At 36.5% G+C, this 16,134-nt stretch carries 15 protein-coding genes and 3 pseudogenes; 13 read left to right on the top strand and 5 right to left on the bottom strand.

Translation table 11 applies throughout. The features are described 5' to 3' along the window. Window positions 1–33: 33 nt before the first annotated feature. The 6 genes and pseudogenes from ACIQZD_RS21350 to ACIQZD_RS21375 all read left to right on the top strand — a co-directional run bounded on the left by ACIQZD_RS21350 (window position 34) and on the right by ACIQZD_RS21375 (window position 4,126). A complete protein-coding gene (locus ACIQZD_RS21350; protein ID WP_402906182.1) occupies window positions 34–1,677 on the top strand; it encodes an amidohydrolase in 1,644 nt (547 codons plus the stop codon). A gap of 115 nt (window positions 1,678–1,792) precedes the next feature. After that, complete coding sequence (locus ACIQZD_RS21355; RefSeq protein ID WP_402906184.1) at window positions 1,793–2,371, top strand: TetR/AcrR family transcriptional regulator; 579 nt, start codon at window positions 1,793–1,795, stop codon at window positions 2,369–2,371. A 135-nt stretch (window positions 2,372–2,506) separates the two neighbouring features. Beyond that, entirely contained in the window at window positions 2,507–2,719 is a 213-nt protein-coding gene (locus tag ACIQZD_RS21360; protein ID WP_402906186.1) for a hypothetical protein, read from the top strand. A 213-nt stretch (window positions 2,720–2,932) separates the two neighbouring features. Then, window positions 2,933–3,217 (top strand): annotated as a pseudogene (locus ACIQZD_RS21365) (LysE family translocator); the annotation flags it as partial. A 134-nt stretch (window positions 3,218–3,351) separates the two neighbouring features. Then, window positions 3,352–3,795: a cell wall hydrolase gene (locus ACIQZD_RS21370; RefSeq protein WP_101224760.1), complete on the top strand. Its 444-nt coding sequence runs from the start codon at window positions 3,352–3,354 to the stop codon at window positions 3,793–3,795. 136 nt (window positions 3,796–3,931) lie between these two features. Continuing rightward, a complete protein-coding gene (locus tag ACIQZD_RS21375) occupies window positions 3,932–4,126 on the top strand; it encodes a hypothetical protein (protein ID WP_101224759.1) in 195 nt (64 codons plus the stop codon). Between the two features lie 114 nt (window positions 4,127–4,240). Here the strand turns inward: ACIQZD_RS21375 and ACIQZD_RS21380 are convergent, their stop codons facing one another. Further along, the gene (locus ACIQZD_RS21380) at window positions 4,241–4,603 is read right to left on the bottom strand and encodes a hypothetical protein (protein ID WP_402906189.1); all 363 of its coding nucleotides are present in this window, start codon (window positions 4,601–4,603) and stop codon (window positions 4,241–4,243) included. Between the two features lie 430 nt (window positions 4,604–5,033). Between ACIQZD_RS21380 and ACIQZD_RS21385 the strand changes: the two genes are divergently transcribed. Together ACIQZD_RS21385 and ACIQZD_RS21390 are read left to right on the top strand one after the other, a co-directional pair. Beyond that, complete coding sequence (locus tag ACIQZD_RS21385; protein WP_402906191.1) at window positions 5,034–5,681, top strand: SDR family NAD(P)-dependent oxidoreductase; 648 nt, start codon at window positions 5,034–5,036, stop codon at window positions 5,679–5,681. A 219-nt stretch (window positions 5,682–5,900) separates the two neighbouring features. Then, the gene (locus tag ACIQZD_RS21390; protein WP_402906193.1) at window positions 5,901–6,992 is read left to right on the top strand and encodes a GerAB/ArcD/ProY family transporter; all 1,092 of its coding nucleotides are present in this window, start codon (window positions 5,901–5,903) and stop codon (window positions 6,990–6,992) included. A 446-nt stretch (window positions 6,993–7,438) separates the two neighbouring features. Here ACIQZD_RS21390 and ACIQZD_RS21395 read toward each other — a convergent pair whose 3' ends face one another. Next, complete coding sequence (locus ACIQZD_RS21395) at window positions 7,439–7,819, bottom strand: DUF1796 family putative cysteine peptidase (protein ID WP_402906272.1); 381 nt, start codon at window positions 7,817–7,819, stop codon at window positions 7,439–7,441. Between the two features lie 471 nt (window positions 7,820–8,290). Between ACIQZD_RS21395 and ACIQZD_RS21400 the strand changes: the two genes are divergently transcribed. Further along, on the top strand, window positions 8,291–9,445 hold the full coding sequence (locus ACIQZD_RS21400; RefSeq protein ID WP_402906274.1) for a M20 family metallopeptidase: 1,155 nt from the start codon (window positions 8,291–8,293) through the stop codon (window positions 9,443–9,445). Between the two features lie 412 nt (window positions 9,446–9,857). On the opposite strand, the gene ACIQZD_RS21405 is transcribed toward ACIQZD_RS21400, so the two are convergent. Further along, entirely contained in the window at window positions 9,858–10,724 is an 867-nt protein-coding gene (locus ACIQZD_RS21405) for a PhzF family phenazine biosynthesis protein (protein ID WP_402906195.1), read from the bottom strand. A 232-nt stretch (window positions 10,725–10,956) separates the two neighbouring features. On the opposite strand from ACIQZD_RS21405, the gene ACIQZD_RS21410 reads away from it, so the two are divergent. The 4 genes from ACIQZD_RS21410 (at window position 10,957) to ACIQZD_RS21425 (ending at window position 13,324) form a co-directional block, all read left to right on the top strand. Further along, window positions 10,957–11,094, top strand: coding sequence for a hypothetical protein (locus ACIQZD_RS21410; protein WP_402906197.1), 138 nt, complete (start codon window positions 10,957–10,959; stop codon window positions 11,092–11,094). A gap of 12 nt (window positions 11,095–11,106) precedes the next feature. Further along, window positions 11,107–11,442 carry a hypothetical protein gene (locus tag ACIQZD_RS21415; protein ID WP_402906199.1) on the top strand — a complete coding sequence of 112 codons (336 nt, stop codon included), beginning with the start codon at window positions 11,107–11,109 and terminating at the stop codon, window positions 11,440–11,442. Between the two features lie 689 nt (window positions 11,443–12,131). Then, window positions 12,132–12,644: a hypothetical protein gene (locus tag ACIQZD_RS21420; protein ID WP_402906201.1), complete on the top strand. Its 513-nt coding sequence runs from the start codon at window positions 12,132–12,134 to the stop codon at window positions 12,642–12,644. A 155-nt stretch (window positions 12,645–12,799) separates the two neighbouring features. Then, the gene (locus ACIQZD_RS21425) at window positions 12,800–13,324 is read left to right on the top strand and encodes a hypothetical protein (protein ID WP_402906203.1); all 525 of its coding nucleotides are present in this window, start codon (window positions 12,800–12,802) and stop codon (window positions 13,322–13,324) included. Window positions 13,325–13,720: 396 nt separating this feature from the next. On the opposite strand, the pseudogene ACIQZD_RS21430 reads toward ACIQZD_RS21425, so the two are convergent. Then, window positions 13,721–14,173, bottom strand: a pseudogene (locus ACIQZD_RS21430) (tyrosine-type recombinase/integrase); the annotation flags it as partial. A gap of 454 nt (window positions 14,174–14,627) precedes the next feature. After that, a pseudogene (locus ACIQZD_RS21435) lies at window positions 14,628–15,850 on the bottom strand (IS110 family RNA-guided transposase). Window positions 15,851–16,134: the final 284 nt, after the last annotated feature.

The following is a 16,134-nucleotide window of genomic DNA, read 5'->3' on the forward strand; positions in this document are numbered from 1 at the left end:
GTTTATTATTTTGAATGAAAAGAGGTAAACTCTATGGCTATTAAAAAAGCAGATATTGTTCTTTCCAGTGATGCTATTTTTACAGGGCTTGCACATGAGCCGACGTCTGGTGCAATTGCTATCTTAGGTGACAAAATTATGAGTGTAGGATCAAAAGCGGAGATTGAACCTTTTATAGGAAGTGAGACAAAAGTATTTAACTATGGAAATCAATTAATTATGCCTGGATTTCATGATTTTCATCTCCACATCATGTTTAGTGCACTAAGTTTAAATAGTGTTAATTTATTTGAAGCCAGGTCAGCTCAAGATGTAGCTGCAACAGTACTGGAATTTTCTAAAGATTGTTCTGAGGAAGAATGGATTATTGGTATGCAATGGGACGCAGGTTATTGGCATGATAAACAAGAGCCCCATTATAAAATACTTGATGCTGTTATTCCAGATCGTCCTGTTGTTCTTTTTCATGCTGAAGGTCATTATACATGGGTGAACAGTAAGGCCATGGATTTAGCAGGAGTTACTGAGGATATACGTGATCCGGATTTTGGTCGCTATGAAAGAGATAAGAATGGTTTACTTACTGGGATTTTATATGAAGATGCCCAGCAAATAGTTTTAAAAGAGGCATTACGGTTAACACAAGATAAAAAAGAAACGATACTAAAAAAGTTTTTAAGATTGTTATCTCAATATGGAATTACTTCTGTAAACGATTTGTTTGCTCCAATAGATGACTTCCTTCAAGACTATGACCTTTTCTGGAAATTAGATAAGCAAGGAGGATTAACGACTAGATTTCATATCACTCCTGAATTAGATGGCAATTTGGATAAAGCCCAAAAGCTGAGAAATAAATATGAATCAAAGAAATTTCAATTTTCAGGATTAAAGCAATTTGTTGATGGAACAGTCACGGGTCACACCGCTTACTTCCTGAAACCATACTCCGATCAAGTGGATATCTGTGGTCATCCAGCTCTAAATCCAGAAGTATTGATTGATCGAGTTGTTAAAGCAGATGAACTTGGATTTAGAATCCGGTTTCACGCTATTGGAGATGCGGCAATTCGTTTAGCTTTAGACGCTTTTGAAGAAGCGGTACGTAAGAATGGAAAAAGAGACTCAAGACATACAATAGAACATATTGAAGTAATCGATTCGGATGACATTGACCGTTTTTCCAAACTAGGGGTCGTTGCCTCGATGCAACCTGATCACATGGCCGCTTCATCCAGAGAGGTATATTCTTCAATAATAGGTCCTGAAAGGGAAAAAAATGTTTTCCTGACGAAGTCGCTTTTAAATTCAGGTGCATCTTTAGCATTAGGAACAGACTTTCCGGTTTCCATCTCATTAAACCCTATGCGGCAAATATATACTGCCATTACAAGAGTTGATAGCAGTGGAGATCCAAAAAACACATGGCATCCTGAACAAAAGCTCACTTTGGCAGAGGCATTGCAAGCATATACATATGGCTCAGCCTATGGAAGTTTTAGAGAGCATGAGCTAGGTACAATAGAAGAGGGGAAACTTGCTGATCTTGTGGTTTTAGACAGAAATCTTTTCGATATTCCAGTAAATGAAGTGCTCGAAACTAATGTGGAACTTACAATAAACGATGGGGAAGTTGTGTATAAAAGTGAAGAAACTTCTTTATCCAGCATATTCTAATTCTCTAATCATTTAAAGAAAAAGAACTATGTTTTAATGTATCAAATCTTTAGTTTAAAAAGGGAAATGAGTTTATAATGATATTAACTAACGTTAGATAGTTTGGGGGCTCATTATGACAAAAAATGAAATTAAAAACATTTCCTTAACACTTTTTACCAAGTACGGATACGAGGGAACTGCTTTATCGGAAATTGCCAAGAGGGTAGGTATACAAAAACCCTCAATCTATAACCATTTCAAAAATAAGGATGACCTTTTCTTGTGTCTGTTTGAAGAAATACTGGAAGAGCATATACACCAGGTCGAACAATTTGTCGAAGAAATAAATACACTCTCTTCTGAAGAAAAGTTAAAGCATATCCTTCTTGATACTTGTAACTATTATAAAAACCATGAAGATAAAGCAACTTTTTTAAAGAGGGCAATGATTTTTCCGCCGGAGCATTTGAAGCACATATTAAATGATAAATTCCTTAGATCTGAAGAATCATTTTCCGCTATCTTACATGATATCTTTGTCGAAGGAATTGACAAAAAAGAAATACGCCAAGGGACAATCGAGAACTTGATCATGTCCTATCTCTGTTTGATTGATGGGATATTCATGGAATTTTCTTATTATGGTAAAGAGAATATGGAACCTAGAATTCAGAATATATGGGAAAATTTTTGGTATGGACTAAGTGGATGATAAATAAACGTTAAAAACTATCAAATTGGTATACTTTACTTGTTCATTCGGATAAAGTTCAGTTTGTCGACAAAAGGGGGTACGGAATGGTCTCATCCCGAACCATGATTAGAAAGGAAAACTTGGTTATCCTTCATGAACTTTTACCTTTTGATATGGAATGAAACCCTCATTGGATTGAAGAAATTTGCGACACTCCTGCCGAATAACTGGCTAGTCGAGACCCCACAGACGCTTGCGTCGAGGAGGCATGGCAGGCAGTCGGCCGAAAGGGAGCGGATTTCTGAAATCAACCCGAATTTGTCTACAGCCTGCCTTGCTCATACCGAGCATGTATTTTTAATATGAAAAATAAAAGCTATGTGAATATAAGTTTTCACATAGCTTTTATTTCTGGTTATGCGATTGTGCTAATTTCTGTGAATTCGGCTTAGTACTTCCATCTAGACGTAAATCTTGTTTTTAATCTAAAGTTTGGAACGCCTGCCAAAAAGTAAACTTACAATTCCTTTGACTTAATCCTTCTAATTAACGCCAAAAGGTTCAAAGGAGGAATCCAGAGATGTGCAGTCTTCTTTTTTATCAGGCTTCATTCTTCAAATCATCAATGTCAAAAGCATTTTGTTCTATTTAACCGTGTTGAGTGCGTTTATTTTACCGCTTAATGAGTCGCTTAAATTCGTTGCTATTTATTTAGCTTTAACGATTTTTCTGGGATGGCTGGCATTGCTTCTATGGTCAGGATTCGGCTCGCTTTTCAAAGATTTTTTTGCTACACATGACAAGTCGTTTCGGTTAATTATGTGCCTATTATTGATTTACTCTGCCGGTACAATTTTTCTGTGATTACTCAAAAAGTAGCTGTCTTTAAGTTCTTATCTTACTTAAAAACGGTAAGCTTTAAAAATTAAGCAACCTTAATTTATGAACAATGACATTAATGCAGTCTTTTTTTCATACGATATTTTTGGGGTGAAAAAATGGCAAGAGTAAGTTACCGGAGCTCAGACGTCGACTTAATGGCAAGGATGATGAGAGCAGAAGCCGAAGGTGAAGGAAAACAAGGGATGTTATATGTTGGAAATGTAATTGTTAATCGTCTTAAAGCGAATTGTATAGACTTTATAGATTTAAGAACAATTCCACAGGTCATTTATCAAGTACAAGGAGGAAATTATTCTTTTGAAGCAGTTCAAAAAGGTAATGTATTTTATCAAAGAGCAAGATCTGCTGAAAAAAGATTAGCAAAACAGAATTTGGATTATTGGAGAGAACACCCAGGGAAATATGCCCTTTGGTATTTTAATCCATATGCCCCGTGCCCGCCAACATGGTACGATCAACCTTTTGCTGGTCAATTTAAAAATCATTGTTATTATGAACCAAAACCTGGAACATGTGAAAGTGTTTATACCGGAGGTTGACTGGGAGTTATTATTTCATTTCAAGGAGCTGATCAGCAGCTCCTTTTTTTATGCAAAAATCGGGCAGTTCAAAAAGGTAATGTGGATTTTATGGTAAAATATAGTAAAAAAAGGATTATTTTTTGGGGGATTTTTAGTGGAGGCTATAATATTTTTTGTTTATTTTACTGTTGGGTTATTCATTCTCTATATAGTTATCGAAACAGCAGTAAGAAAAGGAATTAACAATTCAATTATCGGTCAATTTCTTGAAAAAAAGTATGGAGTTAAAGAAGATAAAAAGTCTTTTCTTGATGATGATTTAGATAATGAAAATAAAACGGATCATTAAAATAAGGGAGGTTGCTGGGGCAACCTTTTTTTAGTGGAAATTTTTTAAATAATAAATTCAAAAAGACAACAATGATTTTACTCAAACCAGACGCCAGTTTGTGGAACAGCACACCTATTCAGCGTCTTTCCGAGGGCGACGAAATTCTCCGTAGTAGACCTTCCGCTTTTCTGGTTCGGATTCAATATTTTCGATGAAAGCTGTTTTGGCTTCCTCCAGTAACAACCCCTTTAAATTCCGAAGCTTTATTGGTCCCACTCCTGGTAACTTATCAGGTATAAGAACTTCGAAATCCCCCTGCCGTTTATAAAAACGAATGCTGCCAAGCCCCGTTCTTTCGACTTCCCCCAAGGTATATGCGAATTCAAATCGTTGCTGAATGAATGAAGATAACTCAGGCAGCCCTAAACCTTCATAGAGGGGAGGGAATTCATGATAAACTGGAGGTTCTTTGAATGATATTGAAGAGATCTTCAAATGGATACTCCTCCTTTGGTGGAATAAAGACAGACATACGTTGCCTATATTATTGTGCTATGGGCCGGTTTTTTAAACATCCTTACAGTGATCGTGCTTTCCTGTAACCAGGAACAGTGCAGATTTTTATTAGGGGAGCATCGGCACTTTCCTTATACTACAATATCAACTATACAAAAAATATTTCATAAGCTAGCAGAATTTTATAGGAATCAAGATAGTTATAAATCTATTAAATTAATTGGGTGCTAAAGTTCAATATGTAATAGCAATAAATCTTCAGCAAACGTGCGCGATTCTTTAATAGGATCGCTTTTTTTATTGAATTAACGGGACACCGCTATAAGAAGTCTATGGTATTAATAATAGATAAACCGATAAAACTTTAAATGGAAGGTTATTAGATGGTACATAAGTTGGAAGGGGCTAAATGATGACCGAATTAAACGGGAAAGTAATTATAGTAACAGGTGGGGGCAGCGGAATCGGAAGGGAGACTGCATTACAGCTATCAACAAAAGGTGCATCCGTAGTAATCGCAGACTATAATGAAAATTCTGCCAAGGAAGTGGTTGCTGAGATAGAAGCAGCATCTGGTGTTGCAGCTTCCTATAAAGTTGATGTATCTAAAGGTGATGAAGTTAGTGCTCTTATTGATTGGACAGTAGAAAGATTCGGTACTTTAAACGGGATCTTTAACAATGCTGGTATAGGTCTGGTAAAACCTTTCTTGGAAATGGATCCAGAATCATATCATCGGGTTATTGATGTTGACCAACACAGTGTATATTATGGGATGTATTTTGGAGCTAAAAAAATGGTTGAATTAAACGTACAAGGAACTATCGTTAATACAGCATCCATTTATGGAACAATGGCAGCAGTTGGAAGCTTTAATTATAACGCAGCTAAAGCAGCTGTGGTCATGATGTCTAAATCCGGGGCATTAGAGTTAGCTGAACATGGTATCAGAGTTGTAGGAGTTGCTCCAGGATTCATCGATACGCCAATACTTGGTGAAAATGAAGAAGTGAAAAATGCTTTAGCTGCACAGCATATGCACCGTATTTTTATGTGAATTATAGTGAGTTAGCTTTTAACCCATTATGTAGAATTTATACCCATTCTATTTATGAATGTAACCTTCCTTTCAGTTGTTGTTGAAATCCTAATAATTTTAGAGCAGTCGCGAGATTGTGATTAGGTACTTAACGTTAGTATCCTTTTGAATAAATTAATCCTTTAAAAGCCAGATTATTAACATAGGAAATACGAGTGATGTAAATGAGGGTCCTGTATGAACCAAGCTGGTGTGAATGAAAAGTATAAGGTATCGCCATTTTATGTGTTTTTTTTACTGCATTCCATGCAAACTGGATTAGGCGTGTTGAATTTTCAAAGAGATTTAGCTAAGGCGACGGGGACGGATGGTTGGATCTCCATAATCCTAGCCGGACTGATCGTTCATATATTAATTTGGGTGATATATAAGATTTTTAGCTTTGTTCCTGGTGATATCATTTCTGCTAATAATCTTGCATTGGGTAAATGGATAGGGAATTTCTTCAGTCTCTTATTCATTCTATATTTTTTTGTCCTTGGAATGACGGTCATTATCGGCTATATAAATGTCATTCATGTTTGGATGTTTGAAGAGATACCTTCTTGGGTGTTTGCTTTGGTTTTCCTGATCCTGATTTATTATATATGTACGGGAGGTTTCCGAACCATTACGGGTATAGCCTTTTTAACTGTAATCGTTTCATACTGGCTTTTAATTGTACCTCTATATGGCTTTAAATACGCTGATTTCACCAGTTTTCTTCCTATTTTCGATCATACTTTAAGCGAAATAATGAAAGGAACCAGAAGTACTTCATTATCAATGCTTGGTTTTGAAATGATCCTGATGTTTTATCCGTTCATCAAAAATCCTGAAACATCACAAAAATATGCTCATGGAGGAGCCTTGGCAACTACGTTATTGAGCCTATTACTTTATTTTGTTTCGACAGTCTTTTATTCACAGAAACAGTTGGTCCTTACCCTATGGCCAACACTCTCATTGACCAGTGTCATTGAATTCCCCTTTATTCAACGTTTCGAATACATAACTGTTTCTTGGTGGGCCATCGTCATCATTCCCAACATGGTCATTCCTTTGTGGGCTGCCAGCAGGGGTGTCAAGCGCTTATTCAATGTCCAGCAAAAGTATCCCTTATGGGTAATGTCCATAATCATACTGCTTGTCAGTATATTTTTTTTCGATGTCGATTCCTTATATGTATTAAATAAAATAATCAATCCATACAGCGCGGGCTTCCTTGTTTTATACTTGCCTCTTCTTTTTGTTTTAATAAGCATAAAAAAATCGAGGAAACGTTTATGAAAAATGATCATTTATATAAATATATTACTCAGACTGTAGACAAACTTGAAGAAAAGAGAGTTTGCCTGCAGTTTTTTATTTAAAAAAACGTTCCAGATGATTTCAGAAATCCGCTTCCTTTCCGCCGACTGCTGCGAAGGTTCATCAAAGCAAGTGTCAATTTTTAAATGAGCTATTACAGAACTTCTATCATCTTAGTTTAGGGTTAAATTCACAATAGTCTTATGGAGTTAACGGGGCAGGTTAGTTAACCCAGCTATCTTCACATTTACATCCAATCATTTATAGAAAAAAAGCAACTACTCATTTTGTATATTAATTCGAAAATATTTAATAAAAAAAGCCAGGAAACCCTGCTTAATATATTTATCTCTTTATGAAATACTTCATATAGGAGAAGGCAGCCTAAAAGGGTCATCTTTTTTAATTTGTTAATGTTATCTCTTCTAAAACCTGATCCCAAATGGCATTATTACTGGGATCATTACGAGGAACTTGTACAAAGCAATCCCATCATGTGGCCAGTTCATGTCTTTAACTCCTTTTAAACCATCTATTGGCTGCATAAACAATAGGTTAAACTTACCCGTTGTAAGTTGAGATAAAATAGATTGTAATTCAATAATATCTTCATAGTTCGCCGTTGACCACTCATATCTGATGAATAAAGTATTTTTACTTTGTTCGATTATTGTAAGGGAATTTTGGATGCGGTGATTCAGCTTATTTTTAAATGCTGGATATTGAACAATCCAATCTTGGTTTGGTATCTTCGGAAAATCATGAACGGAATCAATCTTATATTGGTGTCTTCCAGCCGTTTCAATGCTTCACTTCAGCAAGTCCAAAACCCTAAGACCCGTCAAGCATAATCAGCTAAATAGTTGAAAGAATTGCTGTTAAGATAACGGAGGTTAGGCATTACCAACTACATAGTCTTATATTTACTATATAAGGGGTAACGTCAGGAAAATGTGCTTAACGTTGTAAATCCGCATTTTCCTGACTACCCCTATATATCTTTGGCTCATTAAGTTTAACTATAGCATTGAACGAGACTTTAAATAACATGTATCAAATGTTTCCCCACTTTAACCTCAGAAATATATCTAGGAACAGCACATAGAATAGTATAGAAATATTGAGGCTAATGCTGGACATGGAGGGGATGTATTTATATGAGTATAATCCGGCAGCTGATAAGGTCAAGGCAACAGGAATTAGTCGAACTTGCTGCTTCATTTATTCGAATTCCATCTGAAAATCCATCGCCCGAGTTTAAGAAGCGGTCAGCAGAAATGGGACGCCATATTAGCCGATACCTAGCAGCAAAAGGGTTCCTTATTACCGAGCACCGCCGGAGCGAAAATGCGCTGGTTACCGTGGTCTGTGATGCTCCCTTAACAAGGGTACCTGGTCCACGGCTCCTATTTTGTGGACATACAGATGTCGTACCTGCAGGTGATTGTTCACATTGGACCTTCGATCCTTTCTCAGGAGAAGTCAGAGCAGGTATGCTTTTGGGTAGGGGAGCCTCTGATATGAAAGGAGGCTTGGCATCACTGATTTTTGTGGCTGGACTACTTCAGGAGTTAGCCCCCACTCTTAATTTGAAAGGTAGCCTAGGAGTTATTGCCTCTCCGGATGAAGAGACTGGCGGCATTGAGGTGGCCTCGCTCCTGGATCAAGGATTGATTAAGGGTGATGCTTGTCTGATTGGTGAACCAACGGACCCCCACCATCCGAATGCCGGTGAAAAGGGCAAGGCATGGATGCAGGTGAGCATACCAGGTCAGACAGATCATGGCAGCCTACAACCGCTTTATGGAATCTCCGCCATACAAAGAGGGGCAGCCGCGGTCGAAGCACTAACCAAGCTATGGGAGCTCAAGGCAACGCCTCCGGCAGAGCCTTGTCAACTTTTGTACAATACTGAGTGGCTCCTATCTCAGTTTCCAGGAAACCCCTTACTGTCACAGTTACTTTATCGTCCCTCTTACAATCCAGGTGTAATCCAGGGCGGAACAAATGTGAACGTCGTCGCAGACAAGTGTATCATTAAAGTGGATACCCGGGTTCCATTCGGTATGAAGTCTGAGTTTGTACTTGATGTCGCTAGGAATCTTGTTAGTGCTGTAGCGCCAGGTGCGATTGTAGAGCCAATGGTACCCTGTACTAACCCGAACTGGACCTTAGAGAATCGTCCAATTGTGAGGGGCATAGAACTGGGAATCCAGCGTGTCCTTGGAACGGAGGATCCCGTCTTCAGCGTACTTTTGCTAGGTTCAAGTGATGCCAGTCACTTCCGGCGCCATGGCATTGATACTGTCCTTTACGGTCCTGGGCTGGAACACACTATCCATGGGTACGATGAGCGGGTTTCAGTGGAGAACTTAGTAGAATCTGCCGAGATATATGCTGAGACGGCAGTCAAGTATCTTAGGTCATTTTAAATCTAGTTTCACTAAAATTTATGCAGGTTAATGATGCAGGGTATACTGCACGCGCTACTGCTAATGTTCTCTTTCAAGGTGTATATGGTGGTGGTTATTGGTGGGAATATTTATATACTCGTTGTATTAATTCTTTAGTTCAATGCTAAACTAAATATAATTTATAGTGTGTTTTAATCAAACTTTGTTTCAAATTTGCATGAAGACCAAAAGCTAAAAAAAGATCTTGGAGCAGAACTATGAAGCAAATTGAACATTATTTTGCAGGGGTTGCTGCGGCAGCCCTTTTCTAATGGAACTAAAGGGGCAGAATCCTTTAACAAGTAGTGAGTGCTTTTTATTGAAGGGAATCGCAAGTTTATTAAAATTATAAAATATTAATCTAAAAAAAGCCCAAATTTGGACTTTCTTGTTAATACCATTCTCCTTTTGCGATTAAAAATACTTTACCACCTACAAGTATTTGAATGGAATTTTGGGATTTTTCAGCTTGTATATTTAAAATAGATGGTCTTCCCATTTGGAATCCTTGTTCAACTCTGTACGCTATATTTTTACTTTCAAAAAAGTTATGTGCGATAAGGTATCCAGCAAGATTTCCGTTTGCACTTCCAGTCGCAGGATCTTCAGGGAATCCTGTGTCATCTAAAAATACTCTTACATTTAAATCATTTTCTTTTAGTTTGGTTTCAGGAGAAAAGACAAGGATATTTGCTTTTATAACGTTATCAATGAAATTTTGATAATTATTATGATTGATCTTGCAACGATTTACAGCATCCAATGAACAAAGAGGAACAATTACTGCTGGTAATCCAGTTGATACAATTTGAATTGGAAAACGGGAATCAATATCTTCATTTGGTATATGTAATATTTCGGTGAAAATATCTTGATCAGGAATAATCGTTCCTAATTGGGGTGGGTTTTGCTTCATTATTAATTGTTCACCTTCAATATTTACAGGTATTTGTCCTACTTTAAGGTTTAGAGTTATTTGTTTACTTTCATTGTTTTCTAAAACTTTCTGAATGATAAATGCTGTTCCTAATGTTGGATGACCAGCAAAAGGAACCTCAACATCAGGAGTAAATATTCGAACATCGTATCCTCCATTGTCTTGTTTGCCAGATAAAATAAATGTTGTTTCATTAAAGTTTATCTCTCTTGCAATCTTTTGCATTTCTTCAGTTGATATTGTTCTCGAGGGAATAAGTACAGCTAATTGGTTACCTTGATATTTTTCTTCTGCGAATACATCAACGATATAAAAATCCATAAATATTACAACTCCTAATTTTAAATTTTAGAATATTATATCATTTCTTATTCAACTAACGGGTGCGTTAGCTGAAGATCGGAGCTGTCTTTAAGGCAGCTTTTTCTTATGGAACTATCGGGGCAGGATAGTTCAATAAGGATAATGGATATTTGTGGTAAAATATCAAAAGGAATGATTGTTTAATGGGGTGTTCAAATGAGTGAAGATAAAATTAGGGAGGGGTATTTAGATGTCAAACCATGAAGAAGAAATTCATAGGCTCCAGGGTGAATTGGATCGTGTGAATCAGCACCGGTCACGCCTGCAGCGTGCGGAAGGCTATCTGAAAAATTATGAAAAACATCATGCCATTGTTGAAAAAATCTAGAACAATCCTTTCTTGAAAGGAAAATTGCTTGTTTCAAAATCGGCTAAACAAGAGTATGACCAGGCTATTTCTACACGTGAAAACTACCAAGATATGATGAAAAAAGAAGGTGTTTCTGGAAGAATGGACCTTGAAAAACAATTCCATACTTTAGGGAAAATGGAAGCTAGAGTTCCTGCATTTAAAGATCAGATTCTAGCACAGGCAAAGGGTCTCGCCTTATTTGGCGCAATTATGGAAGGCATTGAACAGGCAGGAAGGAACATGCAGCTGGAAGAACAACGTCAAAATTTTCAGCGACAGAAACCAAAAAGAAGAAAGCCACAACACCGGGAATTCGAAAGATAGTAACGTGATTAGCTGTTGGTTTGGGATAAAGTTGAATTAAAAAGTAACTACAAACATTGATTGAATAACAAAAAAGAAACGCTCAATTTGAAAAAAGATTGATCAAAATGAGCGTTTTGTATTTCGGGTTGGATATAAGTTTTTATAAAAAAGATTGATCATAACTCACTTAGAATTCTTTAATTGAACGAGGCAAAGTATCGCAACTTTTTTGCAAACATCGCGACTTTAATCGATTTATTAAGTTAGTTGATGGGCATGTATGGTGAAGTCTTTGAGCAGAATATTTTTGAAGTTAACTCCAATAAACTCCATTTTCAATCTCCTTTTTTTATGAATAGAATTACTTATTGTATTTTTTTTGAAATTCGGTAAAATTGAGATGTTGTTTTTCTTTATTATTACAAAACAGGGAGGAATTGTAATAATAAAGGTGGACGCAAAAATACGTTGAAGGGATTACGAAGAATTACAACAAAGGAATCCAACCAACATTTTGGAAACCATGCTCATGTACGCTAGGTAAGGCTTAAAGGGATAATTATAATAAAGAATAAAAGTTGAATATAGAAAATGAGCCAATCATTGTGTTGAAAATTACATATTTTCGATACCCTAATTAAATCCTCTTACATTTCGTAGCTCAATTCTTGTATTGACGAAATTTTAAAAATCGGGAGAGAAAAAATATGAAAAAAAGTGTGAAGTCGGTTCTTTTTGCAACAACATTAGTTCTAGGGTTTACCAGTGTTGCTCCATCCTTTGCCAGTGCAGCAGAGAATCAACGAAGAAATAGTGTAGAAAGTATACCTGTATCTGTTTCTCAGAATCAATTAAACACAGCACTCCAAAATAGTGTATCTACTTCAAAAACTAATGCAAATTTAATAGTTAATCCTGTAGCCGGTTCGCCATCTGCATCAGGAGAGGTTACAACTCAATGGCTTGGAGTAACAAAAGTAATAGTTATACAGGCATTAAGATATGGTGGAACGGCATTGGGGCAATTGATCTCAAAAATACCGTATAGCTGGGCTAGTAAAGCAGGCGTGTCAATCGGTAAATGGGGAAATAAAGCTGCAAATGTACTTGAAAAAATCAATAACTTTGCAGAAAATAGCGTAGCATTAGCGTTAACAAAAGCGGGTATTCCACCAAGTGATGCTATTTATATCGCTAAATTTATTGCGTTTTTCTTATAATTATGATAAATATTTATAAATATCTATCAATTTAAGAAAAAAAGAAGTAGTTGAAAAACTAAAACAAGACCTAAAAGAATTAGAACAAGAATATCAAGAATAAGAGAAGGAGAATTATTTTTCCTTCTCTTATTATTTAAGGAGTTTTAAAAAAAATGACGGTATTGAAAATTGGTATCGCAGTATTTATTCTTGTTTTTCTAACCTTTTTTTATTTTGTTTACAAAGGTGAAAGAGAAGAAAAAAGAGGAAAGAATCCTTTGGTCACGGCATTTTTTGTTTCATTTGTATTCGGATTAATCATTAGTTTGCTGGTAGTTATTATATCATTCTTATTTTTTGGTTCTGTAAATGTTCTTGATGGTTTCCTTCATTTGGACATCACTCAAAAACAAATTTTCTCATTACTAATTGGTTATTTGTTATTTAATTTTTTTCTCGAAAATTTATTTATGGCTGCTGTTAGGCATATAGTTGGAACAAATAGATTGATTGAATTAATAAGCGCTATAGTAATAAGATTTATTGTAGTTTTAGGGATTGGGACATTCCTATCAATAAACCAAGTAGAGAATATTATTATTGCCATATGCTTTATAATGGTTACATTTTTATTAGAATATGTGTCCAAATATATTGATGAAAAACAAAAAAATAAAACCAATGGAACGGATATATGAAAGAAGAACGGTCGAATGAAATAATAGACATAATTCCAATTTTGAAACGTATATATAATATAATATATATATATAGATAAAATAAGTGTGTCGCTAATCCTGGAGCGACTCATAAAACAGGAGTCGTTCTTCCTAATGACGACTAATAAAAAGGGATTGTAAACCCCTTATGCGATTTAATATGGGCCAGTAAGTTAAATGATTTACCAAAAAACAAGCCCATAAATGAGCTTGTTTTTTGTTTTAAATTTATTAAGTTTCTTTGGAGTTCTTTCTATAATTGCTACTTGTGCTGAATAAGGATTTTAAAGATTAACTATTAAATATTAAAAAAGATAGCAGATAATAATTTGTTGTCTTTTTTGGTTTAAATCTCAAATAGGGACAATTCATTTGTCATGAATTATGAAAGACACTAAATGTTTTTAATACATTGTTTGTTTCTTCTTCGGTAATTCCAATATAACGGAGGGTGACAGAAGGATGGGAATGATGCAGGATCCGTTGCAACATCGCAATATCCTTGGTAGCTTTGTAAAACCAGTAGCCAAACGTTTTTCTTAAAGTATGGTTGCCGACATGTTCCACGCCAGCGAACTCTGCCGCCTTATTTAGCTGCCGGTAGTCTTGCGTAGAGGTGATGGGGCGTTCTCCCTTCCTGGACGGGAATAAATGGGGACTCTGGACGTTTTTGGCGTACTCATAGACCTCTTGAAAGCAATTCGCGATATACATGTCGCGGATTTTTTGCGTTTTACCTTCCTTGACCCGAAGAATCTTGTTTTGTTTGCCTTTAAGGTCCAGGATCTGCTTCGTGGTGAGCTTGAGTAGGTCCCCAACACATAGGCCCTAAAGAAAAGGTCTAAATTCATCTATGAAAATATTTTGTTAGAGGTTGGAATTGAGAGTTAAAAAATGAAAGAAGTGCCAACAGGTAACTGAGAGTTCCTTTGTGATATAGGCCTTATAGGAATAATAACAGTAAATTTTTTTTCTTGAATTGTTCTTATTGAATTAACGCCGCGTTATCTCCATAAAAAGGCCGCCAATTTGAAGTGAACCCAAAAAGTTAGACACGAAAAGCAACACAAACAATAAAGATTTTTAGGATGGAGTCGCATTGGTTCCATCCTTTTTTATGATACACATAAGAGAGTGTGAGGGTTTCTACTTAAACTACCATGAAAATAGACTTCTGGAATTTAGGAGAAAAGGCAATACTTAAGAAGACGCAGCTCATTGTTTTTTTAAAAAAGGGGAGAGCGCCTAAATTTACTGATTTATTGTAGGTAAGTGGACTGGATTAAGATGCTTCAGGTTCTTGTAAAGTAACTGTGTATCCTAAACTTTCAAGTCTTCTTAGAGAATGCCGAAAAATTGATTGTTGTCTCTGCTTATCAAAGTATCTTCGCCTAAGTCTACATACATTTCTTTTCGAGTTAAGAGATAGTAGGAGATACGTAACATGGCATGAGCGACTACTATTCCTGCTCGTTTCTTACCTTTTCGTGATGCTGTACGCCTATACAGTGCTCCGAGATAGTTTTTAGATCCTCTTACAGAATGAGCTGCTTCTGTTAATGCTGATCTCAAATACTTGTTTCCTTTTTTTGTTTTAGCCGATTTTCTTTTTCCCGCACTTTCGTTATGCCCAGGAACTAGTCCTGCCCAAGAACACATATGAGCTGCACTTGGAAACTGTTTCTTAATATCAGTCCCAATTTCAGATAAAATTTGCTCAGCCATTCTTGTAGCTATACCAGGAATAGAGTCTAATCTTTCCACATCTTCTTGATAGGAGCTTACTCTTTCCTCGACCTCTTGGTCGAGCATCTCGATTTGCTCTGTTAAAAAATCAATATGCTTTAAAATGGTTTTTAACATAAGGCGTTGATGTGAATTGATATAACCTTTAAGGGCGAGTTCTAGTTCATCTTTCTTCTTTTTCATAGTGCGTCGAGCAAAGTTTGCTAGTTTTTCAGGATCTTCTTCACCTTCGGCAATTGCGTTAAGCATGTCTCGAGCCGAAACACCCATAACGTCTGAAACCACGGAACCTAGCTTAATATTTGCGCCCTCTAACACTTTTTGGATGCGAATATGTTGTCTAGCACGTTCTTCAATGATACTTCTACGGTACCGAACTAGTTCACGTAGTTCCCGCTGATTTCGATCTGGAATGTAACTAGCTTTTAGGAGTCCATGACGAAGAAGTTTGGCAATCCATTCTGCATCTTTAACCTCTGTTTTGCGCCCTGGCACTGCTTTCATATGTTGAGCATTCACAACTAAAAACTCAATCTCTTCAGCTTCTAATAAATTAACAATAGGTTTCCGATATACACTGGTACTCTCCATGGCAACATGAGTACAGTTATTCTGTTTAATCCAATCCACTAACTGTATTAGAAAAACAGTTTTAGTTGAAAACGTTTGAATCTCCTTTCCTTCTGGTGTCATAATACATGCAGTAATATTGTCCTTATGGACATCCATACCACATGCTCTTTCAATGACTACTTCCATTGAAAACATCCTTTCTACGGCTCTCAATATAATTGGAGGCTGGTGCAAAAAACAGAATAGGATTAATCTACCATGTGTGCTTCCCGTAAGGGAGCGACAGTCAGTGGTGCACCTTGGTCGTTGGAGTCAGACTAACGGATGGGCTCTAACGCACCATAGTTCATCGACCTTCCTCTCCCAGCCGTAGAATCAGTATTGACCGTTCTGAACCATTTTCATTCTCTGTGGTGAAGCGCTGATTTTTGCGCTTCATGGATGGCTAACGGGTGCGTTAGCTGAAGATC

The sequence above is a fragment of the Peribacillus sp. NPDC096447 genome (assembly GCF_044762725.1).
In the GTDB taxonomy this organism is placed as follows: domain Bacteria; phylum Bacillota; class Bacilli; order Bacillales; family DSM-1321; genus Peribacillus.